This window comes from Serratia quinivorans (genome assembly GCF_052113645.1).
GTDB lineage: Bacteria > Pseudomonadota > Gammaproteobacteria > Enterobacterales > Enterobacteriaceae > Serratia > Serratia quinivorans_B.
Window position 1 is genome coordinate 370,396 of the sequence record NZ_JBIEIU010000002.1, and the last position, 21,556, is coordinate 391,951.

Consider the following 21,556-nt stretch of genomic DNA (forward strand, 5'->3'; position numbering starts at 1 on the left):
TACTGGATAAAGATGAAAACTATTGAAGTCGACGAAGAGCTCTACCGCTATATTGCCAGCCACACGCAACATATTGGTGAGAGCGCGTCCGATATTTTGCGCCGTATGTTGAAGTTTACCGCAGGCCAGCCGTTACGTGCTGTGCCGGCCGCCAGCGCTCAGACCGCCGAACAGGAAAAGATCGTCGCCGTATCGCGCCCGCGCGATCGCGTGCGCGCCGTGCGTGAGCTGTTGCTGTCGGATGAGTACGCCGAGCAGAACAAAGCGGTGAACCGCTTTATGCTGGTACTTTCCACCTTGTATACCCTCGATGCGGCCGGCTTTGCCACCGCGACCGATGCGTTGCATGGCCGTACCCGCACCTATTTTGCCGGCGATCAGCAAACCCTGTTGGCAAACGGAACGCACACCAAGCCAAAGCACGTTCCGGGCACGCCTTACTGGGTGATCACCAATACCAATACCGGTCGCAAACGCAGCATGGTTGAACACATCATGCAGGCTATGCAGTTCCCGACGGAACTGACTGAAAAAGTTTGCGGCACTATCTAATTTAGCGAACAGCCCGTCCCGGTGGCCGTGAGCGACATATTGCCAGGCCGCTGGACAGGGTTTAGGGAGATATGTCGATGGCGAATAACCCACGTGCCGGGCAGCCGGCTCAGCAAAGCGATTTGATCAACGTAGCCCAGCTGACGTCGCAGTACTATGTACTGCAACCGGAAGCGGGCAACGCCGCACACGCGGTCAAGTTCGGGACTTCAGGCCATCGAGGCAGCGCTCTGCGCCACAGCTTTAATGAAGCCCATATTCTCGCCATCGCGCAGGCGATTGCCGAAGTGCGTCATCAGCAAGGGGTGACCGGCCCATGCTACGTGGGTAAAGACACCCATGCGCTGTCGGAACCGGCCTTCATTTCGGTGCTGGAAGTGTTGAGCGCCAACGGCGTTGATGTGATCGTGCAGGAAAATAACGGCTTCACGCCAACCCCTGCGGTCTCCCATGCCATCTTGTGCCACAACCGCAACGGCGGGGCATTGGCCGACGGCATCGTGATCACCCCGTCCCACAATCCGCCTGAAGATGGCGGCATCAAATATAACCCAACCAACGGTGGCCCAGCGGACACCAATCTGACCTCGGTGATTGAAAAGCGCGCCAACGAACTGCTGTCATTGCAGTTGAAAGGCGTTCAGCGTCAATCACTGGACAAAGCCTGGGCCAGCGGCCGTGTGCATGCTCAGGATCTGGTGCAGCCGTATGTTGAAGGGCTGGTGGATGTGGTCGATATGCCTGCGATTCAGCGCGCCGGCCTGAAGCTGGGCGTTGATCCGCTCGGCGGCTCCGGCATTGCCTACTGGCAGCGTATTGCCGAGCATTACAAGCTGGATCTGACGCTGGTGAACGATGCTATCGATCAGACCTTCCGCTTTATGCATCTGGACCACGACGGCGTGATCCGCATGGATTGCTCTTCTGTACCGGCGATGGGCGGCCTGCTGGCACTGCGCGACAAGTTTGATCTGGCGTTCGCCAACGACCCGGATTATGACCGCCACGGCATCGTGACACCGGCGGGGCTGATGAACCCGAACCACTACCTGGCGGTTGCCATCAACTATCTGTTCCAGCATCGTCCACAGTGGAGTGCTGACGTGGCGGTGGGTAAAACGCTGGTTTCCAGCGCGATGATTGACCGCGTGGTGGCAGATTTGGGCCGTAAGCTGGTGGAAGTGCCGGTAGGCTTCAAATGGTTCGTTGATGGCCTGTACGACGGCAGTCTGGGCTTCGGCGGCGAAGAGAGCGCGGGAGCCTCGTTCCTGCGTTTCAACGCCACGCCGTGGTCGACCGACAAAGACGGTATCATCATGTGCCTGCTGGCGGCGGAAATCACCGCAGTGACCGGCGAAAACCCGCAGCATCACTACGACGATTTGGCCAAACGCTTCGGCGCGCCAAGCTACAACCGCATTCAGGCACCTGCAACCTCCGCACAGAAAGCGGCGCTGTCCAAGCTGTCGCCGGAAATGGTCAAGGCGGATACTCTGGCGGGTGATCCGATCACCGCACGTCTGACGGCGGCACCGGGCAATGGCGCATCGATTGGCGGCCTGAAAGTGATGACCGACAACGGTTGGTTCGCGGCGCGTCCTTCGGGTACCGAAGAGGCCTACAAGATTTATTGTGAGAGCTTCCTGGGCGCCGAGCACCGTGAAAAGATCGAGCACGAAGCCGTAGAAATCGTCAGTGAAGTGCTGGCTTCTGCCAAATAAGGTTTCCCCCGTTTGATAAAAAGCGCTGTTTTTACAGCGCTTTTTTTATGCCTGCAATTTAGATATATCTTTTTCGCTCAGCCCCTCTTGCACATTTAGATATATCGATCTAGATTAGATATATCGAAGTGAGTTAGATATATCTAAATCACCTCGTCAATTGTTTATCCATTGAGAGGGTTACTCTATGTTTCACCGTTTAGATTTACACCGTCGTCACGGCTGTCACCATGACAGCGAAGAAGGGCACGATCATCATCGCCGTCGTGGCGGTCGCCATCATTTTGGCGGCGAACATGGCGAGGAGCACGACCGGGGCGGGCGCGGCGGTCGTGGTGGTCGTCACCGCATGTTTGAACACGGCGACCTGCGGCTGGTGCTGCTGGCGTTGGTGGCGCGTAAACCGAGCCACGGCTATGAGCTGATTAAGGCGATCGACGAGGCGTCTTCCGGCCTGTACGTGCCAAGCCCAGGGGTGATTTACCCCACGCTGACGCTGCTGGAAGAGCAGGATTTCCTCGAGCCGATCACCAGCGGCAATGGTCGCAAAAGTTATCAAATCACCGAACTGGGCCAGAGTGAGCTGCAAAAACATCAGGCTACCGTCGATGTGATCCTGGCCCGTTTGGCGGGGGCAGGTCGCGGTCATCATCATCACGGCAATCTGGCGGAAGGCATCTCTGACGCCATGAATCGTCTGCGCAGTTTGTTACGCGGCAATGTGATGCGCGCCGATCTTTCGCCACAGCAGGTCGAACGCATCAATGCGGCACTGCTCACCGCTGTGGCGGCGATTGAAAGCGAAATGAACATTGCCCCGACGGCAAAGGAGAACGACTGATGCCTGGCCACCGTTTCCGCATTACCGTCGAAGCCCTGAGCGATCGTCAAGGCGAGCCTGTCGATAAAGCGCCACTGAGTTTTGAGGTGGAAAACCACGACGATATTCTCGGCATCGTTGAGCGCATCAAAGGGCGTGAAGATTTGAACTTTGGCGAGAACAACAGTGCGGCCTTCGCCGTTGGCCTGAAGTTGTTTTCTGAAGTGATGATCGAAAACCGCAAGCACCCGGTGTTTGCCCCGCTGCGTGAGGCGTTCAAGGCATTTATGGTGGGGTTGAAGAAAGGTCCACAACAGTAGGGGCGCCGCATGCTGCGCCCGTTTAATCGAACACCGCGTCAGGTTAACCGCAGGCTGCGCCCGTTAACCTCAAGGCATAAAGCGGTAACCGACGCCGGTTTCGGTCAGCAAGTGTTTTGGCCGGGCCGGATCGGCTTCCAGCTTTTGCCGCAGATGCCCCATATAAATTCGCAGATAGTGGCTGTGTTCGACGTAGTTCGGCCCCCAGACGTGGCTTAATAACTGGCGCTGGGTGATCACCTTGCCGGAGTTGGCCAGCAGTTCGGCCAGCAGTCGAAACTCTATCGGCGTCAGGTGCAGATCTTCCCCTTTGCGCAGTACCCGGCGGTTGATCAAGTCAACGGTGATTTCGGAAAAGCTGACCAACGGGCTTTCCTGCAGGCTACTGGAATGGCGGCGCAAGGCGACCCGTACCCGAGCCAACAGTTCGCCGATGCCAAACGGCTTGCTGAGATAGTCGTCCGCCCCGGCATCCAGCGCGGCAATTTTGTCTTCTTCGGCGTTACGCGCCGACAGCACAATCACCGGAATGGCGCTCCACTGGCGCAAATCGCGGATATAGTTAAGCCCGTCACCGTCCGGTAACCCTAAATCGAGAATAATCAGATCCGGTTTACGCGTGCCGGCTTCAATCAACCCGCGTTGCAGCGTTTCACTTTCAAATACCCGCAGACCTTCACTTTCGAGGGCGGTGCGGACGAAACGCCGGATCTCTTTTTCATCTTCGACAATCAGAATGTTGGTTGGCGTGCTGCTCACAAGACTCCCAGGGGTTGATTAGAGATCAAAGGCTTCACTGTCTATTTCCGGCGGTTTTTCCAGCGGTAGCACAAAGCGGAAGCTGGCTCCGCCGTTGGCGCCATTTTCCGCCCAGATACGGCCGCCGTGCACTTCAATAATGGCACGACAAATCGCTAACCCCAAACCGACGCCGGGAATGGCCGACTCTTTATTGCCGCGGGAAAACTTATCGAAAATAAGCTGCTTTTTTCCTTCGGGAATGCCCGGGCCATCGTCCCAGACCTCGACTTCCAGCCATTCGGGCAGAGTATGGGCGCGAATGCCGATAGTAGCATCGATACCGGCGTATTTATTGGCATTTTCCAACAGGTTAGTGAAAACTCGCTCCAACAGACTGCCGTCGCAGTTGACCAATACCAGCTCCGGCGGCAGCTCAACCTTAATCTGATGTTGGGTCATCAACGGTTCCAGCATGTGTAGCGATGCACCGACGATCTCTTCCAGCGACTGCCACTCTTTACGCAGGTTAAAGCCACCGGATTGAATGCGCGCCATATCCAGCAGGTTGTTCACCAACCGGGTGGTGCTCAGCACCTGTTGACGGATCTGGCTGGCTTGTGGGGCGTGGTTGGAGCCTTCCGCCGCCAGATCGAGCGTCAGAATTTCCGCCTGACCAAACAGCACGGTCAGCGGCGTGCGCAAATCGTGGGACAGCGCGGCCAGCAGCGAGTTGCGCAGTTGCTCCCGCTCGGCGTCCAGCTTGGCTTCCTCGGCACTGCGCGCCAGGTGCAACCGTTCCAGCGCGCTGGCGATCAGTACCGCAAAGGTCTGCAGCAGCCGCTGTTGTTCCGGCACCATCAGTTGGCGCAGGTTGCTGGGTTCGATGGCTAGCAGGCCGAAAGTTTGCTTCGACGTGGTTAACGGCAGCAGTTGATAGGGGACGCCAGGTAAGGTGTCGGTACCGGCGCCCGCCGGCATGCCCTTGTCAAAACTCCAGCGTGCGATGGCCTCATCCACTGATAGCAACCCGCCCGTTTCGCCGACCATTTGCTGCAGCTTGCCGTCTTCCTGCGGCAGTAGCAGCACGGTTTTCGCCTGGAAGCTGCTGGAGAGGAAATGGCGGCTGGTTTTGGCGATGTCTTCGGTGGTCAGCGCCTGGCTCAACCCGCGGGAAATCTCATACAGGTGGCGGGCCCTTTGCTCGCGATAACGGGCGACTCGCGCCTGATAACGCACCCCGGCGGTCAGGTTACCGATGGTGATGCCGACGATCAGCATCACGCCGAAGGTCAGCAGATACTGCATATCGCTGACGGCAAACGACCATTCCGGCTGGACGAAAAACAGGTCGAAACTGGCGACGTTAATCACCGCCGCCAGCACCGAGGGCCAGCGGCCGAAGAACAGCGCGACGATCGCCACGCCGAGCAGATACACCATCACCAGGTTGGCCTGGTCAAAGCCCGGCAGCAACCATTGAGAGAGCAGGGTGATCAGAGCGCACAATGCGACGGCTACGGCACAGCCGCGTAATTGCATGCGCCACTTTTCGGTAAAGTTACGGCCATCATGCTCTTTCCCCTGCGGGGCTGGGGTGTCGTTTTCCAGCGCGACGATCACCAGATCGAGATCCGGCCCCAGTCGGCCGAGGCGATCGGCAAAGCTGCCGCGCAGTTTCCAGCGTTGTTCGCTACGGCGGCCGATAATGATTTTTCCCAGGTTGTGCTCACGGGCGTAACGCAGCACCGCTCGTTCTTCATAGGGTTCAGACAGGGTGGCGGTTTCTGCCCCCAACTCCTGCGCCAGACGTAGCGCCCGCAGGATCGCCCGACGTTGATTCTCCGGCAAGCGGTGCAGCTTCGGGGTTTCGACATACACCGCGTGCCAGTGGCAGCCCAATCGTGCCGCCAGCCGCGCGGCGATACGCACCAGTTTTTCATTGCCGCTGCTGTGGCCGACGCACAGCAAAATGCTGTCACGGGTATGCCATACGCGTTCGCGGCCCTGGGTATCGCGGAAGGCACGCATTTGGTCATCGACCCGGTCGGCGGTGCGACGCAGCGCCAGTTCGCGCAGGGCGATCAGATTACCCTTGCGGAAAAAATGCTCGATGGCACGCTCGGCCTGGCCGGGGATATACACTTTGCCTTCATTCAACCGCTGGCGCAGATCGTCAGGCGGCAGGTCGACCAATACCACCTCGGTGGCTTCATCGAACACGTGATCGGGTACCGTTTCGCGCACCCGCACCCCGGTCACGCCACCGACGATATCGTTCAGGCTTTCCAGATGCTGTACGTTAACGGTGGTCAGCACGTCGATACCGGCGTCCAACAGCTCTTCCACATCCTGCCAGCGCTTCGGATGGCGTGAACCGTAGGCGTTGCTGTGTGCCAGTTCGTCCATCAGGATCAGGGCGGGATGACGCGCCAGCGCGGCGTCGAGGTCAAACTCCTGCACCAGTCGGCCGCGATGCTGGATGCGCTTTTGTGCCAGCAGATCCAGCCCATTCAGCAGCGCCGCGGTTTCGCTGCGGCCATGGGTTTCTACCACGCCGACCAGCACGTCCAGCCCCTGGCCGCGCAGCCGCTGCGCTTCCTGCAGCATGGCGTAGGTTTTGCCGACCCCGGCACAGGCGCCGAAGAAAACCTTCAACCGGCCGCGGGGTTTTTCATTGGCCAGCGCCAGCAGGCTGTCAGGGTCGGGGCGCTGTTGTTCCTCATCCACCATGGGCGTTCCTTTTGCAGCAATGTACAGAGGGTTCTGCATGCCGAACCCACTCCTCATCCTTTAACAAACACACGAGCATTCTTTCCCCGCGTCGAGCGCCAGATTCCATTTCCGCACGTTCACCACCGATTCGCCCATAAAGTTGGGTGTGGCCTGATCGGTGCTTTGATCAATCAGCTTGGCGATTTGCTCCGGCGGCAGTTGGCGCGCCGCCGCAACCCGGGCCAGTTGATATTGCGCCGCCGCGAGGGAAATCTGCGGATCCAACCCGCTGCCCGAGGCTGTCAGCAGATCGACCGGGATCGGGCCTTTCATCGCCGGGTTGGCCTGGCGCAATTGCGCCGCACGCTCGGCGATGGCTTTATCCAACGCCGGGTTAGTGGCGGCCAGGTTGCTGCCGGCAGACGCCATCGCATTATAGGCCGAATCGCCGGTGGCAGAAGGGCGGCCCCAGAAATACTCGGGTTGGGTAAAGTTTTGGCCGATTAACGCGGAGCCGATCACCTTATCGCCCTGATACAGCAGCGAACCGTTGGCCGCGCCGGAAAACAGCAACTGCGAGAGCCCGGTAGTCAGCAACGGATAAGCGATGCCGGTAATCAACGTCAGCAGGATCAACATTACCAACGAAGGACGTAAATAAGACATTTTCATTTCCTCTCAATGATTAACCGGCGATGTGCAGGGCGACCAGGATCAGGTCGATCAGCTTGATGCCGACAAAGGGCACCAACAGACCGCCCACACCGTAGAGCCACAGGTTGCGTCGCAGCAGCGCCGCGGCGCTCATCGGTTTATAACTCACCCCTTTCAATGCCAGCGGGATCAGGAACACGATCACCAGAGCGTTGAAGATCACCGCCGACATAATGGCGGAGGCGGGGGAGTGCAAGTGCATCACGTTCAACGCGTTCAATTGCGGATAGGTCGCCGCGAACGCCGCCGGGATAATGGCGAAATACTTGGCCACGTCGTTGGCGATACTGAAGGTGGTCAGCGAACCGCGCGTCATCAGCATCTGTTTGCCGATGTGCACCACTTCAATCAGCTTGGTCGGGTTAGAGTCCAAATCGACCATGTTGCCCGCTTCTTTGGCGGCCTGAGTGCCCGAGTTCATCGCCACCGCTACATCGGCCTGAGCCAGCGCGGGGGCGTCGTTGGTGCCGTCACCGGTCATCGCCACCAGACGGCCCTCCGCCTGATATTGGCGAATTAATGCCAGTTTGGCTTCCGGCGTAGCTTCCGACAGGAAATCATCCACCCCTGCTTCGGCGGCGATCGCCGCGGCGGTCAGTGGGTTATCACCGGTGATCATCACCGTTTTGATGCCCATTTTACGCAGCTCGGCGAAACGCTCTTTGATGCCGCCCTTGACGATGTCCTTCAGCGCCACCACGCCCAATACGCGTGGACCTTCGGCTACCACCAGCGGCGTGCCGCCGGTACGCGCTACGCTGGCCACCAGATCGTCCACCGCCTGCGGGAAGTGGCCCTGATTGGACTCCACGTGGCGGCGGATGGCGTCCACCGCCCCTTTACGGATCATGCGGTCCTGCACGTTGACGCCACTCATGCGCGTTTGAGCAGAGAAGGGCACGAAGGTGGCGTTCAACGCCTGCAGGTCACGTTCGCGCAGGTTGAAACGTTGCTTCGCCAGCACCACGATGCTGCGACCTTCCGGCGTTTCATCCGCCAGTGATGAAAGCTGGGCCGCGTCGGCCAGGTCTTGTTCCTTCACTCCCGGTGCAGGCAAAAACTCGGAGGCCTGGCGGTTGCCCAGCGTGATGGTGCCGGTTTTGTCCAGCAGCAGCACGTCAACGTCACCGGCGGCTTCCACCGCACGACCGCTGGTGGCGATCACGTTGGCCCCCAGCATTCGGCTCATCCCGGCCACGCCAATGGCGGACAACAGTCCACCGATGGTGGTAGGGATCAGGCAGACCAACAGCGCTACCAGTACGGTGATGGTGACCACCGAACCGCCGTTGGCGGCGTCGACGCTGTACTGCGAGAACGGAAACAGTGTCGCGGTCGCCAGCACGAACACGATGGTCAGCGCGACCAGCAGAATAGTCAGCGCCACCTCGTTCGGGGTTTTACGCCGTTTGGCGCCTTCCACCATGGCGATCATCCTGTCGAGGAAGGTTTCACCTGGGTTAACGCTACACTGCACCACCAGCCAGTCAGACAGCACGCGGGTGCCGCCGGTCACCGACGAGAAGTCACCGCCGGATTCGCGGATCACCGGTGCGGATTCACCGGTAATGGCGCTTTCATCCACTGACGCGCCACCTTCCAGCACTTCGCCGTCGCAGGGGATGGTATCGCTGGCTTCCACCAGTACGATGTCACCCTTGCGCAGGCTCTCGGCGGACACTTTCTCGGTGGCACCATCGCGGCGCGGCCCGGCCAGCTTCTTCGCCCAACTGGTTTTCTTGGTGCCTCTCAGGCTTTCCGCCTGGGCTTTGCTGCGCCCTTCGGCCAGCGCTTCGGCAAAGTTGGCGAACAGCACGGTGAACCACAGCCACAGGGCGATGCTACCGGTAAAGGCCGCACTGCCGTCCGTCTGCCTGGTGAGGATCGCCAGCCAGATGGCCGTAGTCAGGATGCTGCCGATATACACCACGAACATCACCGGGTTACGCCACTGGGTGCGCGGATCCAGCTTTTTCAGCGCGTCGATCAGCGCGGTACGGACCAGTGCCGGTTCAAACAGCGCACGTTGTTTGCGAGTCATCTCTTAATCTCTCTCTTTTTTCATTCCCTATGGATTTCGAGCTGGCCGCCTGGCCGCGGCTCGAAAGGCGGCGGGAATGCGCCTGTTATTTGGCCAGCCAAAGTTGCAAATGTTCGGCCACCGGTCCCAGCGCCAGCGCCGGTACGAAGGTCAACGCGCCTACCAGCAGCACGGTGCCGATCAGCAGGCCGATAAACAGCGGCCCGTAGGTTGGCAGAGTACCGTTGCCCGCAGGCTGACGTTTCTTCGCACACAGCGAACCGGCAATGGCCAGCACCGGCAAGATCACCCCGAAGCGACCGACGAACATGGCAAAAGCCAGCAGCAGGTTGTAGAACGGCGTATTGACGCTCAAACCGGCAAAGGCGCTGCCGTTGTTGTTGGCGGCGGAAGACAGCGCATACAGCACTTCGCTAAAGCCGTGCGCGCCCGGATTCAGGATGCCTGCACGGCCGACGTCGGTGGCGATAGCCAGCGCGGTGCCCAACAGCACCAGCGTCGGTGTGACCAGGATCGCCAGCGCGGTCATTTTCATGTCGTAGACGTCGATCTTTTTACCCAGGTATTCCGGTGTGCGCCCAATCATCAGCCCGGCGATAAACACCGTCAGCAGCACAAACAGCAGCATGCCGTACAGACCGGAACCCACGCCGCCGAACACCACCTCGCCAATCTGCATCAGCCACATCGGCACCATGCCACCCAGCGCGGTGAAGGAGTCATGCATCGCATTGACCGCACCACAGGAGGCCGCGGTGGTCACCACCGAGAACAGGCTGGTGGCGAGAATGCCAAAGCGCGATTCCTTGCCTTCCATATTGATGTTGCTGGCGCTACCCAACTCGCTCAGATGCGGGTTGCCCGCCAGCTCGGCGAACATCACCACCACCACGGCGACGACGAAGATCAGCGCCATTGCCCAGATCAGCGCGTGCCCCTGACGGTTCTCGCCGGCCGTTTGGCCGAAGGCAAAACACAACGCGCAAGGGATCAGGAAGATCGCCAGCATTTGCACAAAGTTGGTCAGCACGGTCGGGTTTTCGAACGGGTGAGCCGAGTTGACACCGAAGAACCCACCGCCGTTGGTGCCGAGCATCTTGATCGCTTCCTGAGAAGCCACCGGCCCCATCGGCAGCGTCTGCTGCGCGCCTTCCAGCGTGCTGATATGCAGGTAAGGCAGGAAGTTTTGCAACGTGCCTTGGCTGACAAAGAACAAAGCGATCAGCAGCGAAATCGGCAGCAGCACATACAGCGTCACGCGGAACATGTCGATCCAGGCGTTGCCTATAGTGGCGCTTGACCGACGGGTGAAGGCGCGGATCAGCGCAAAGGCCACGGCGATACCGGTTGCGGCGGACAAGAAGTTCTGCACCGCCAGCCCGGCCATCTGGCTGAGATAGCTAAGGGTGCTTTCACCGCTGTAGGCTTGCCAGTTGGTGTTGGTGACAAAGCTGACGGCGGTATTGAATGCCAGATCCCAGGACAAGCCGGGGAAGCCCTGCGGGTTGAGCGGCAGTGAACCTTGCGCCATCAGTAACGCGAACAGCAGCGCCAGGCCGAGCAGGTTAAACCATAGGATCGCCAGTGCGTATTGCCACCAGTTCATCTCGGCGGGGGACGTGCCGCAACAGCGCCAAACGCCGGCTTCCAGCCGACGCAGCGCCGGCAGCGGCTCACCTTCGATCAGGCGTGCCAGGAAACCGCCCAACGGCCGGGCCAATAGCAGAAGCACCAGCAGGAAGCTGGCAATCAATAAAAAGGCTGAAGCTGCCATCAGAAATCCTCCGCATTGAACAGGGCATAAACCAGATAGCCCAACAGCAGCAGAACCAACAGCGCACCACCAATAACGCTGATACTCACGGGACACCTCCAGAGGTGTAGTTTTTGATAGGGCGAGTGTAGGGAGGGCGGTAGAAAGAAGATGAAAAAATAGCGTTGACCGGTGTAAAAAAAGTATAAAAATGGCTGAATTTACAGCGGAAAACGGCCTTTTAGCGTCGGTTTGGCGAGTGGGTGTCGCGTTTCAGCCGCGGTTTTGGCATCGCGAGGAATGGGGTTAGCGTAAACAGGCTGTAAATAACCACAATGTAACCAATGGTTAGTTAATTATTAACCTTGCTGTAACAAAATTACGGAATGGCGGTTTTTTTTGATATTTTTTGTGCGATCCAGTGGTCGGATGAGTAGTAAACTTTCATCCGATGCGCTAAAATTTTGTCCAGTTACCAAATGGTCTTGTTTCTATTGTTTACGCCAGCGCTGTTTCCAAGACAAATTAACGGCCGGGCGTTTTTGAGGAGGTTCGCATGTCTACTTATCACGCTTATTCATTGCATCGGATTCTCCTGCGCCGCAGCGCAGTGATCCTGGCAGGTGTGTTGGCTTTACCGGTAATGCTGTTCCGCAGCGACCGTGCCCGTTTTTACAGCTATTTGCACCGCGTCTGGTCAAAAACCAGCGATAAGCCGGTCTGGCTGCAACAGGCGGAACTGGCGTCCTGCGATTTCTACTGATCGCCGTAGCCGTCCCCTAAAACCCTCGCTTTTTAGCGAGGGTTTTTTTATAGCTGCGGTTCGGGCATGGTGTCGATAACGTTCGTGTCATAGCGCGAATTCTTCTACACTTTTAGTCAGATCCAACGCTGCGGGAGCCTATCAATGAGTGACAAAATTCCGGTCGGTATCAGCGCCTGCCTGCTTGGCGAGACGGTGCGTTTTGACGGCGGCCATAAACGCCTGGCCTTTGCGGTAGAACAACTGGCTCCTTTTGTGCGGTTTGAGCCGATTTGCCCGGAAATGGCCATCGGTTTACCGACCCCACGCCCGGCGCTGCAGTTGATCAAAAAACCACATCACGTGGCATTGCGCCACAGCAATGACGATAGCATTGACGTAACCGAGCGGATGCAGCAGTTTTCCGAGCAGCGAATCGCTGCTTTGCAGCACCTGTGTGGTTACATTGTTTGCGCCAACTCGCCAAGCTGCGGCATGGAGCGGGTCCGTCTGTATGATGAGAACGGTAGCGGCGCGCGTAAAAGTGGCGTCGGATTGTTCACCGCCGAGCTGCTGCGGCAAATGCCCTGGCTGCCGGTGGAGGAGGACGGGCGGCTGAACGACGCAACGCTGCGGGAAAACTTTGTCGAACGTGTTTATGCGTTGTACGAACTGAATATGCTGTGGCGTAAAGGCCTGAGCCGTGGCGGACTGATCGCCTTTCACAGTCGCTATAAGCTGTCGCTGTTGGCGCATTCGCAGCAGGAATACCGGGAGCTTGGGCGTTTTGTGGCGGGCATCGATAAATGGGATTCGCTGGAAGCCTTCACCCTTGAATACCGCAGTCGCCTGATGAAACTGCTGGCGCACAAGGCTACCCGTCGTAACCACACCAACGTGTTGATGCATGTGCAGGGCTATTTTCGCAATCATCTGAGCTCCGCGCAGCGCCAGGAACTGGCGCAGTTGATCGATCGTTATCGGCAGGGCGTACAACCGTTGTTGGCACCGATAACCCTGCTCAAACATTACATGGCCGAATACCCCGATCGTTATCTGGCCGACCAACGCTATTTCGAGCCCTATCCCGAGGCGCTGCGCCTGCGTTATGGCCACTGATTGACAAGGAGTCTTATGACCACGCATCTGGTCTGGTTGCGTAACGATCTGCGTATTACCGACAATAAAGCGCTGTACGCCGCCTGCAGCGATCCTGAGGCTCGCGTGCTGGCGGTATTTATCGCCACGCCGCAACAATGGCGGCGGCACCAGATGGCTCCGCGCCAGGCGGCGTTTATCCATGCAGGTTTGCTGGAGGTGCAACAGGCCCTTGCCGAACGCGGTATTCCGCTCAGCTACCACCAGTGCGATGATTTTGCTGCGTCAGTTGACTGGCTGACTGCGTACTGCGCGCAGGAGCGGGTGGACAGGCTGTTTTACAATCGCCAGTACGAAGTCAACGAACGTCGGCGTGACCAACAGTTGGAACAGCGTTTATCCGGGCAGGTGATTTGCCAGAGTTTTGACGACAGCCTGCTGTTGCCGCCGGGGAGCGTACAAACCGGCGGCGGTGATATGTACAAAGTCTATACGCCGTTTCGTAAAGCTTTTATCCAACGTCTGACCGAATCCGACATCCGTTCTCTACCGGCGCCCAAAGCGCGGGCTGGTGGTGCGTTGCCCATGCCCGCCGCGCCCGAGGCGTTCGATTATCCGCCGGCAGAGTCGACCGGGGATTTTCCTGCCGGGGAAGAGGCGGCCTTGCAGCGGTTACGTACCTTTTGTCGTGAGCAGGTGCAAGACTACCTTGAGCAGCGCGATTTGCCGGCGATTGTCGGGACCAGCGGCCTGTCGCCCTATTTGGCTATAGGGGCGTTGTCGCCGCGCCAGTGCTTCAACCGCCTGCGTGCCGAATGTCCTCAGGTGCTGGAAAACAGCGACAGCGGTGCCTTTGGCTGGCTGAATGAACTGATCTGGCGCGAGTTTTATCGGCATTTGCTGGTGGCCTATCCCGCGTTATGCAAGCACCGTCCCTTTATCGAGTGGACGGATAGGGTACGCTGGCGGGATGACCGCGAGCTACTGCAGGCCTGGCAGCAGGGCGCAACCGGTTACCCGATTGTCGATGCGGCCATGCGCCAGTTGAATCAAACCGGCTGGATGCACAACCGATTGCGCATGATCAGCGCCAGCTTTCTGGTGAAAGATTTGTTGATCGACTGGCGCCAAGGCGAACGTTATTTCATGTCCCAACTGTTGGACGGTGATCTGGCGGCCAATAACGGCGGCTGGCAGTGGGCGGCCTCCACCGGTACCGACGCCGCGCCGTACTTCCGCATCTTTAACCCGACGACCCAGGGCGAACGTTTTGATCCGCAAGGCACTTTTATCCGTAAATGGTTGCCCGAGCTGGCGGATGTACCTGACAATGCTATCCATCAACCCCATCGCTGGGCAGAGCAACAGCAGCGCGTGCTGGATTATCCGCTGCCGATTGTCGACCATAAACAGGCGCGGCCGGCAACGCTGGCGGCTTTTGAGGCGGCGAAGCGCGGGGAATATTAAGGCAACAGCAAGGAGCGAAATAATGATGAAAAAGGTGCTGGCCCTGTGCCTGAGCGGCTATTCAGCCCTGGCGCTGGCCGGTTTTGACGTGGTGGCGCTGGGCGTGGACGGCGGTGTCAGCGACGGCAATCTGACCTCTTATCTGATCCGCAGCGACAATCAGCCGCAGTACCTGGCGCTGGATGCCGGTTCTCTGTTGCCGGGCATCGCCAAAGGGCTGGAGAAGGGCAGTTTCCCGCAGGTCACCCCTGAGCTGGCGGCGCCTTATACCCCGCAAGGTTATGTGTTCCGCCAGTTGATCGGCGCTTACTTTATCAGTCATGGCCATCTGGACCACGTGGCCGGGTTGATTATCGGTTCGCCGGAAGACAGCAAGAAGAATATCTATGCCCAGGCCGATACCATTTTGACCCTGCGCAATCATTACTTTAACTGGAAGGCCTGGCCCAATTTCACCGATTCCGGCAACGGATCGCGGTTGGGGACTTACCGGTTGCAAACGGTACGGCCGCAGCAGCGTGTGACCCTGGGCGTGACCGGTTTGAGTGGCGTGATGTATCCGCTCAGCCATGATCGTTACCCTTCTTCGATGTTACTGGTCTCCGATCGCAGCGGTTCCTTCGCCTATTTCGGCGACACCGGGCCGGATGCGCTTGAGCAATCGCGTAATCTGGATAGCGCCTGGCGTGTGTTGGGGCCGTTAATCGAGCAGAAAAAACTGAAGGGGATGATCATCGAAAGCTCCTATCCCAATGAGGTGGAAGATAAACAGCTTTATGGGCATCTGACGCCGGCGTGGCTGTTGAAGGAGTTGAAAAATTTGACTCAGTACAGCGGCGGCGAAAGCTCGCTGAAGGATTTTCCGGTGGTCATCAGCCATATCAAGCCCAGCCTGAAGCAGGGTGAGGACGTACGGGCGACCATTAAGCAGCAGTTGGACCAGGGCAACGACCTGGGGGTGAAATTTATCCTGATGGAACAGGGCGACCGGCAGACATTTTGAATTGAAGAGAGAATTTTATGCGTAACCTCGATCTGGAAAAGTTGATCAACACTGAACTGAACACCGCCGCGTTTCAGGATTACGGCCCGAATGGCCTGCAGGTAGAAGGGCGCCCACACGTGCAGCGTATCGTTACCGGCGTGACGGCCTGTCAGGCGCTGCTGGACGCGGCCGTGGCGCATCAGGCGGACGCTGTTGTGGTGCATCACGGCTATTTCTGGAAAAACGAAGCGCCCTCGGTGCGGGGGATGAAGCGTAACCGGCTGAAAACGCTGCTGAGCAATGATATCAATCTGTACGCTTATCACCTGCCGCTGGACGCGCATCCGGTGCTGGGCAACAACGCGCAATTGGCGCATCAGTTGGGCATCCGGGTGATTGGTGAAGTGGAACCGTTGGTGCCGCACGGTGAGTTCGAGCAGCCGTTGACCGGTGCTGAACTGCAGCAGCGTATCGAGAGCCGCCTGGGGCGTGCCGTGCTGCACTGTGGCGATAATGCCCCAGCGCATATCCGCCGTGTGGCCTGGTGTACCGGTGGTGGTCAGGGCTTTATCGACAGCGCTGCGCGTTTTGGTGTCGATGCTTTCATTACCGGCGAAGTGTCTGAGCAAACCATTCACAGCGCACGTGAAATGGGTATTCACTTTTTTGCCGCCGGTCACCATGCCACCGAGCGCGGTGGCGTCAAGGCGCTCGGCGAATGGCTGGCCCAACAGCATGGCTTTGATGTGACCTTTATCGATATCCCGAACCCCGCCTGATTTCCCCTCAGGATCCCGCCCGGCTCATCCCCTGGCGGGATCTTTTTAATAGCCTAATCCCTTATTTTATCAAAGGTTGTTCTATTGACAGCCGGAGCGCGGTCGCGCATAACAGATAGGTTTTGAAAATAATAAAATACCCTGTCGTCTTTCAAGCTGTAGCTGGCTGTCTGGCTACAGCTTGAAAGGCGACGGGAATAAGGGGAAAAGGGTGCAACGAGCACGATGTTACTTATTAGGTGAAAGAGCGGTAGTGCTTGAACTGTCGCCACCGGTGACGCTGCCAAGTCAGCAGCGGATCTGGGCGCTGGCCGAAAAACTGAACCACCATCCCGATGTGCGTGAAGTGGTACCGGGCATGAACAATCTTACGCTGTTGCTGAAGACGCCGCAGGCCGATGCCGAAATGATGCTGGCCCTGTTGCAACAGGGATGGGACAGCAAGGAGATCCTGGTGCCGGAATCGCGTCAGGTGGATATTCCGGTGATCTATGGCGGTCAGGATGGGCCCGATCTGGATGAGGTGGCGCGTCACACCGGCATGACGCCGCAGCAGGTGGTGGAGTGTCATTCCGCCGCGGACTACGTGGTCTATTTTCTCGGCTTTCAGCCTGGATTCTCCTACATGGGCGGCATGCCGGAAAAATTGGCAACGCCGCGTCGTGCCGAACCGCGTCTGTCGGTGGCGGCAGGCTCCGTTGGCATTGGCGGCAGCCAGACCGGCATTTATCCGCTGGTCACCCCTGGCGGCTGGCAGTTGATTGGCCGCACGCCACTGGCGCTGTTTAATCCGTATGAAATGCCGCCAACCTTGCTGCGTCCTGGCGATAACGTGCGGTTTGTACCGCAGAAGGAGGGCGTATGCTGAAGATCCTGCGGGCGGGTATTTACACTACGGTGCAGGATTTGGGCCGTAACGGTTTCCGCCGTCTGGGTGTCAGCCAGGGCGGTGCGCTCGACGAACCTGCACTGAGGATCGCCAACCTGTTGGTGGGTAACGATGCTAATGCTGCCGGGCTGGAAATCACCCTTGGGCAATTTAGCGCCGAATTTACCCGGCCAGGCTGGATCGCGCTGACCGGCGCCGGTTGCGATGCGCAGTTGGACGGCAAGCCGCTGTGGACCGGCTGGCGTTATCCGGTTAATGCGGGCCAGCAACTCATTCTGAACATGCCAAAACGCGGCATGCGCAGTTATCTGGCGATAGCCGGGGGTATTACCGTACCGGAAATGCTCGGTTCACGCAGCACTGACAACAAAGCCGCTTTTGGCGGGCTGGAAGGACGCAACCTGCGAGATGGCGATAGCCTGCCGTTGGGTCAGGGCCGTGCGTTGCCGCAGCGCAGCACCGGCGTGAAACAACTGCTGTTCAACAACCGTATCCGCGCAATGCCGGGGCCGGAATATGATGAATTCAGCGAAGAGGCACAAGAGTCTTTCTGGCGTACCGCCTGGCAACTGAGTCCACAGAGCAACCGCATGGGTTACCGTTTGCACGGCAGCCATGCGTTGAGCCGCACCACCGAGCGTGAAATGCTGTCGCATGGTCTGCTGCCGGGGGTGGTACAGGTGCCGCATAACGGCCAGCCGATCGTGCTGATGGCCGATGCGCAAACCACCGGGGGTTACCCACGTATTGCCTGCGTGATCGAAGCCGATCTATACCATTTGGCGCAGATCCGTCTGGGAGAGGCCATTCACTTTGTTCCCTGCACCTTGGCTCAGGCGCAGCGCGCCAAGGCCGAACAGGAGCACTTTATCCAACAGATTGCCTGGGGGTTAGATGAACGTTGATTTGAATGCCGATCTTGGCGAGGGTTGCGCCAACGATCAGGCACTGCTGCAGTTGGTCAGTTCGGCCAACATTGCCTGCGGTTTTCATGCCGGAGATGCACAAACCATGCGTCAGTCGGTGCGTTGGGCGTTGCAGTATGGCGTGGCGATTGGCGCGCACCCGAGTTTTCCCGACCGCGAGAACTTTGGTCGTACCCGCATGCAATTGCCGCCGGAAACGGTGTATGCACAAGTGGTGTATCAACTGGGTGCATTGGCGGCGATCGCCCGTGCTGAGGGCGGGGTGATGGTGCACGTGAAACCGCACGGCATGCTGTACAACCAGGCTGCGGTGGAGCCGGCGTTGGCGGAAGCCATTGCCCGGGCGGTTAAAGCGGTCGACCCGGCGTTGCGGCTGGTGGGGCTGGCGGGCAGCGAGCTGATCCGTGCCGGAGAAAAACAGGGGCTGGCAACGCGGCAGGAAGTTTTTGCCGATCGCGGTTATCAGGCCGACGGCACGCTGGTACCGCGTGGTCAGTCAGGAGCCTTGATTACCAGCGACGAACTGGCACTGGCGCAAACGCTGGAAATGGTGCGTCACCATCGGGTTCGTACCCTGGACGGCACCTGGGCCGCCGTTCAGGCCGAAACCGTCTGCCTGCATGGGGACGGTGAACATGCGCTGGAATATGCGCGCACGCTGCGCGAACGTTTTGCCGTGGAAGGCATCAGCGTCAGCGCAGAATAAAAATAATTAAATACACAACACACAACACAAGATTACCCAATGGATTTCGAGTCACAGCCAGCCGGTAAGGGGGGATTTCCAGACGCTTGCTTAAGTCAGTGACGGGCGTTTGCGCATGCAGCTAACCACGCTGTGGCTTGAAAGACGAAGGGGAAAAAGGGGACATTATGGAACAGGTCGTTAATTTATGGCCACTGATTGGCATTGCCGCCATCGTGGTTGGGTTCGTTTTACGCTTTAACCCCGTGCTGGTGGTGATTGTCGCCGGCATTATCACCGGGCTGGCCGCGCTGATGCCGCTGGACGTGATCCTGGAAAAACTGGGGGAGGGCTTCCTCAATACCCGTAACTTGCCGCTGATCTTGCTGCTGCCGCTGGCGGTGATTGGTTTGCTGGAACGTCACGGGCTGAAAGAACGTGCTCAGGCGTGGATCGCCAAAATCAAAAGTGCTACCGCTGGGCGTTTGCTGATCGTCTATCTGTTTGTGCGCGAAATTACCGCCGCCATGGGGCTGACCAGTCTGGGCGGGCATCCGCAAATGGTGCGTCCGCTGTTGGCACCCATGGCTGAAGGGGCCGCGGAAAACCGTTACGGTGAGTTGCCGGAGCGTACACGTCACCGTCTGCGTGCCATGTCTGCCGCTACGGATAACGTCGGGTTGTTCTTTGGCGAAGATATTTTTGTGGCCTTCGGTGCGATCATCTTCATGCACAACTTTATGCTGGAGTCCGGCGGTATCCAAACCGAGCCGCTGCATATCGCCTTATGGGGCATTCCGACCGCGATCTTTGCCTTCCTGATCCACGCTTTCCGGCTTTACCGGATGGATAAACAGCTCAGTGCTGAATTGTCCCAGTTGAACCAGGCGGCGCTGCAGGCCAAAGGAGATGCTCAATGAATTTCCAACAACAATATCTCTACTGGCTGGCCGGCGTGGTGCTGCTGATTGTGGCAGTGATGTCGTTCCGCGATCGCGCCAATCCACGGCGTGTCACCACCGGCCTGTTCTGGGCGCTGTACGGCGTGGTGTTCCTGGTTGGCGACTGGACCTACAGCCTGCTGGGCGATGTACTGGGTGAGGGCAGCAATGAGAAACGCATGCTGCATATCATCGTCGGCGTAGTGGTGGTCATCATGGCGTTGATCGCCGGTTTTGGCGGCGTGCGTCTGGGGAGCTATCATCAACGTACCCCACAGCAGCGTGAAGAGAGCGCGAAACGCCTGGGTAACCGGCTGTTTATTCCGGCGCTGGCCATCCCGGTGGTGACGGTGATTGGCGTGCTGTTGTTCAACAATATTCCGGCGCTGCAAACCGCAGTCTTCGGCAGCGGCAACCACGCCACCTTGATTACCCTGTTCTCAATGACCGTCGGGTGTTTGCTGGGCCTGGTGATCGCGGTGAAAATGACCCATGAAAAGGCGTTGCAGCCGATTCAGGAAGCGCGTCGCCTGCTGGACTCCATCGGTTGGGCGTTTATTTTGCCGCAAATCCTCGCCACGCTGGGCCTGCTGTTTACCGCTGCGGGCGTCGGCACCGCCATTTCCCATCTGACCCAGGAATACCTGGCGGTCGATAACCGCTTTATCGCGGTGGCGGTTTACGCCATCGGCATGGCGCTGTTGACCATGGTGATGGGTAACGCCTTTGCCGCTTTCCCTATCGTCACTGCCGGTATCGGCATTCCGATCCTGGTGCTGCAACACGGGGGTAACCCGGCGGTGATGGCGGCCATCGGCATGTTTTCCGGCTATTGCGGCACGCTGATGACTCCAATGGCTGCTAACTTTAATATTGTCCCGGCGGCGTTGCTGGAATTGCCGGACAAGAATGCGGTGATCAAGGCGCAGGTACCGACCGGGGTGCTGCTGCTGTTGGTGAACGTGTTCCTGCTTTATTTCCTGATGTTCCTTTAAGGAGAACGCATGCAAAAGGTATTGATCACGGGCTTTGAGCCCTTTGGCGGCGAGCGCGTTAATCCTTCGTGGGAAGTGGTAAAGCAACTCAATGATATGGAGCTGTCCGGCGCGCGTATTATTGCGCGCCAACTGCCTTGCGTATTCGGCGCGGCACTGGAAGCGCTCAATGCGGCGATTGATGAGGTGCAACCGGCGATGGTGTTGGCTATCGGTCAGGCGGGTGGGCGCACCGACATTACCCTGGAACGGGTAGCGATCAACATCGACGATGCGCGTATTCCGGATAATCAGGGCCAGCAGCCGATCGACGAACCTATCGTTGAAAACGGGCCTACGGCTTATTTCAGCACCTTGCCGATCAAGGCGATGGTTGGCGCGATGCGTGAGGCGGGCATTCCTGCTTCGGTATCGCAAACGGCCGGCACCTACGTTTGCAACCACGTAATGTACGGTCTGTTGCACCGCTTAAGCGATCAGCAGGCCATCAAGGGCGGGTTTATTCATATCCCTTATCTGCCGGAACAGGCTGCCGCACACCCTGGCGCACCCAGCATGGCGGCAAGCACGGTACTGTTCGCGCTGGAACTGGCTGTTTCCATTGCGCTGCAGGTTGAACACGATCTGAAAGTCGTTGGCGGCGCGACGCATTAATCGCCGTTTTACCCTGGCGCG

At 58.5% G+C, this 21,556-nt stretch carries 21 protein-coding genes; 15 read left to right on the top strand and 6 right to left on the bottom strand.

Going from position 1 to position 21,556, the window contains the following annotated elements; genetic code table 11:
- Positions 1 to 12: 12 nt before the first annotated feature.
- From seqA to ACGS9J_RS07160, 4 genes are all read left to right on the top strand, one after another.
- Complete coding sequence (gene seqA, locus ACGS9J_RS07145; protein ID WP_442230278.1) at positions 13 to 552, top strand: replication initiation negative regulator SeqA; 540 nt, start codon at positions 13 to 15, stop codon at positions 550 to 552.
- Positions 553 to 629: 77 nt separating this feature from the next.
- On the top strand, positions 630 to 2,273 hold the full coding sequence (pgm, locus tag ACGS9J_RS07150) for a phosphoglucomutase (alpha-D-glucose-1,6-bisphosphate-dependent) (protein ID WP_044552836.1): 1,644 nt from the start codon (positions 630 to 632) through the stop codon (positions 2,271 to 2,273).
- 187 nt (positions 2,274 to 2,460) lie between these two features.
- Positions 2,461 to 3,114: a PadR family transcriptional regulator gene (locus ACGS9J_RS07155; protein WP_442230279.1), complete on the top strand. Its 654-nt coding sequence runs from the start codon at positions 2,461 to 2,463 to the stop codon at positions 3,112 to 3,114.
- Positions 3,114 to 3,413, top strand: coding sequence for a DUF3861 domain-containing protein (locus ACGS9J_RS07160; protein ID WP_442230280.1), 300 nt, complete (start codon positions 3,114 to 3,116; stop codon positions 3,411 to 3,413). The genes ACGS9J_RS07155 and ACGS9J_RS07160 overlap by 1 nt, the downstream gene beginning before the upstream one ends.
- Positions 3,414 to 3,482: 69 nt before the next feature.
- On the opposite strand, the gene kdpE is transcribed toward ACGS9J_RS07160, so the two are convergent.
- The 6 genes from kdpE to ACGS9J_RS07190 all read right to left on the bottom strand — a co-directional run bounded on the left by kdpE (position 3,483) and on the right by ACGS9J_RS07190 (position 11,484).
- The gene (gene kdpE / locus ACGS9J_RS07165) at positions 3,483 to 4,172 is read right to left on the bottom strand and encodes a two-component system response regulator KdpE (RefSeq protein ID WP_442230281.1); all 690 of its coding nucleotides are present in this window, start codon (positions 4,170 to 4,172) and stop codon (positions 3,483 to 3,485) included.
- An 18-nt stretch (positions 4,173 to 4,190) separates the two neighbouring features.
- Positions 4,191 to 6,884 (bottom strand): two-component system sensor histidine kinase KdpD, encoded by a 2,694-nt coding sequence (kdpD, locus tag ACGS9J_RS07170; RefSeq protein ID WP_442230316.1) that lies wholly within the window; start codon positions 6,882 to 6,884, stop codon positions 4,191 to 4,193.
- Positions 6,885 to 6,944: 60 nt separating this feature from the next.
- Positions 6,945 to 7,532 carry a potassium-transporting ATPase subunit KdpC gene (gene kdpC / locus ACGS9J_RS07175; RefSeq protein ID WP_442230282.1) on the bottom strand — a complete coding sequence of 196 codons (588 nt, stop codon included), beginning with the start codon at positions 7,530 to 7,532 and terminating at the stop codon, positions 6,945 to 6,947.
- 19 nt (positions 7,533 to 7,551) lie between these two features.
- Complete coding sequence (gene kdpB / locus ACGS9J_RS07180; protein ID WP_442230283.1) at positions 7,552 to 9,621, bottom strand: potassium-transporting ATPase subunit KdpB; 2,070 nt, start codon at positions 9,619 to 9,621, stop codon at positions 7,552 to 7,554.
- A gap of 85 nt (positions 9,622 to 9,706) precedes the next feature.
- A complete protein-coding gene (gene kdpA, locus ACGS9J_RS07185; RefSeq protein ID WP_442230284.1) occupies positions 9,707 to 11,395 on the bottom strand; it encodes a potassium-transporting ATPase subunit KdpA in 1,689 nt (562 codons plus the stop codon).
- A complete protein-coding gene (locus tag ACGS9J_RS07190; RefSeq protein ID WP_004949718.1) occupies positions 11,395 to 11,484 on the bottom strand; it encodes a K(+)-transporting ATPase subunit F in 90 nt (29 codons plus the stop codon). Before ACGS9J_RS07190 ends, kdpA begins: the two co-directional genes overlap by 1 nt.
- Before the next feature lie 446 nt (positions 11,485 to 11,930).
- Here ACGS9J_RS07190 and ACGS9J_RS07195 point away from each other — a divergent pair, with 446 nt between their 5' ends.
- From ACGS9J_RS07195 to pcp, 11 genes are all read left to right on the top strand, one after another.
- Complete coding sequence (locus ACGS9J_RS07195; RefSeq protein ID WP_020825658.1) at positions 11,931 to 12,137, top strand: YbfA family protein; 207 nt, start codon at positions 11,931 to 11,933, stop codon at positions 12,135 to 12,137.
- 144 nt (positions 12,138 to 12,281) lie between these two features.
- The gene (locus tag ACGS9J_RS07200) at positions 12,282 to 13,235 is read left to right on the top strand and encodes a YbgA family protein (RefSeq protein ID WP_442230285.1); all 954 of its coding nucleotides are present in this window, start codon (positions 12,282 to 12,284) and stop codon (positions 13,233 to 13,235) included.
- A 15-nt stretch (positions 13,236 to 13,250) separates the two neighbouring features.
- Positions 13,251 to 14,681, top strand: a complete 1,431-nt coding sequence (gene phrB, locus ACGS9J_RS07205) for a deoxyribodipyrimidine photo-lyase (protein ID WP_442230286.1) — start codon at positions 13,251 to 13,253, stop codon at positions 14,679 to 14,681.
- Positions 14,682 to 14,703: 22 nt separating this feature from the next.
- Complete coding sequence (locus ACGS9J_RS07210) at positions 14,704 to 15,684, top strand: MBL fold metallo-hydrolase (protein ID WP_442230287.1); 981 nt, start codon at positions 14,704 to 14,706, stop codon at positions 15,682 to 15,684.
- A 17-nt stretch (positions 15,685 to 15,701) separates the two neighbouring features.
- Positions 15,702 to 16,445, top strand: a complete 744-nt coding sequence (locus ACGS9J_RS07215) for a type 2 GTP cyclohydrolase I (protein ID WP_442230288.1) — start codon at positions 15,702 to 15,704, stop codon at positions 16,443 to 16,445.
- A 211-nt stretch (positions 16,446 to 16,656) separates the two neighbouring features.
- On the top strand, positions 16,657 to 17,313 hold the full coding sequence (pxpB, locus tag ACGS9J_RS07220; protein WP_442230289.1) for a 5-oxoprolinase subunit PxpB: 657 nt from the start codon (positions 16,657 to 16,659) through the stop codon (positions 17,311 to 17,313).
- Positions 17,307 to 18,239: a 5-oxoprolinase subunit PxpC gene (gene pxpC, locus ACGS9J_RS07225; RefSeq protein ID WP_442230290.1), complete on the top strand. Its 933-nt coding sequence runs from the start codon at positions 17,307 to 17,309 to the stop codon at positions 18,237 to 18,239. Before pxpB ends, pxpC begins: the two co-directional genes overlap by 7 nt.
- Positions 18,229 to 18,966 carry a 5-oxoprolinase subunit PxpA gene (gene pxpA / locus ACGS9J_RS07230; protein ID WP_442230291.1) on the top strand — a complete coding sequence of 246 codons (738 nt, stop codon included), beginning with the start codon at positions 18,229 to 18,231 and terminating at the stop codon, positions 18,964 to 18,966. The genes pxpC and pxpA overlap by 11 nt, the downstream gene beginning before the upstream one ends.
- Before the next feature lie 167 nt (positions 18,967 to 19,133).
- Complete coding sequence (locus ACGS9J_RS07235) at positions 19,134 to 19,865, top strand: DUF969 domain-containing protein (RefSeq protein ID WP_020825666.1); 732 nt, start codon at positions 19,134 to 19,136, stop codon at positions 19,863 to 19,865.
- Entirely contained in the window at positions 19,862 to 20,881 is a 1,020-nt protein-coding gene (locus ACGS9J_RS07240; RefSeq protein WP_442230292.1) for a DUF979 domain-containing protein, read from the top strand. The genes ACGS9J_RS07235 and ACGS9J_RS07240 overlap by 4 nt, the downstream gene beginning before the upstream one ends.
- 9 nt (positions 20,882 to 20,890) lie before the next feature.
- Entirely contained in the window at positions 20,891 to 21,535 is a 645-nt protein-coding gene (pcp, locus tag ACGS9J_RS07245; RefSeq protein ID WP_442230293.1) for a pyroglutamyl-peptidase I, read from the top strand.
- The last annotated feature ends 21 nt before the right edge of the window (positions 21,536 to 21,556 follow it).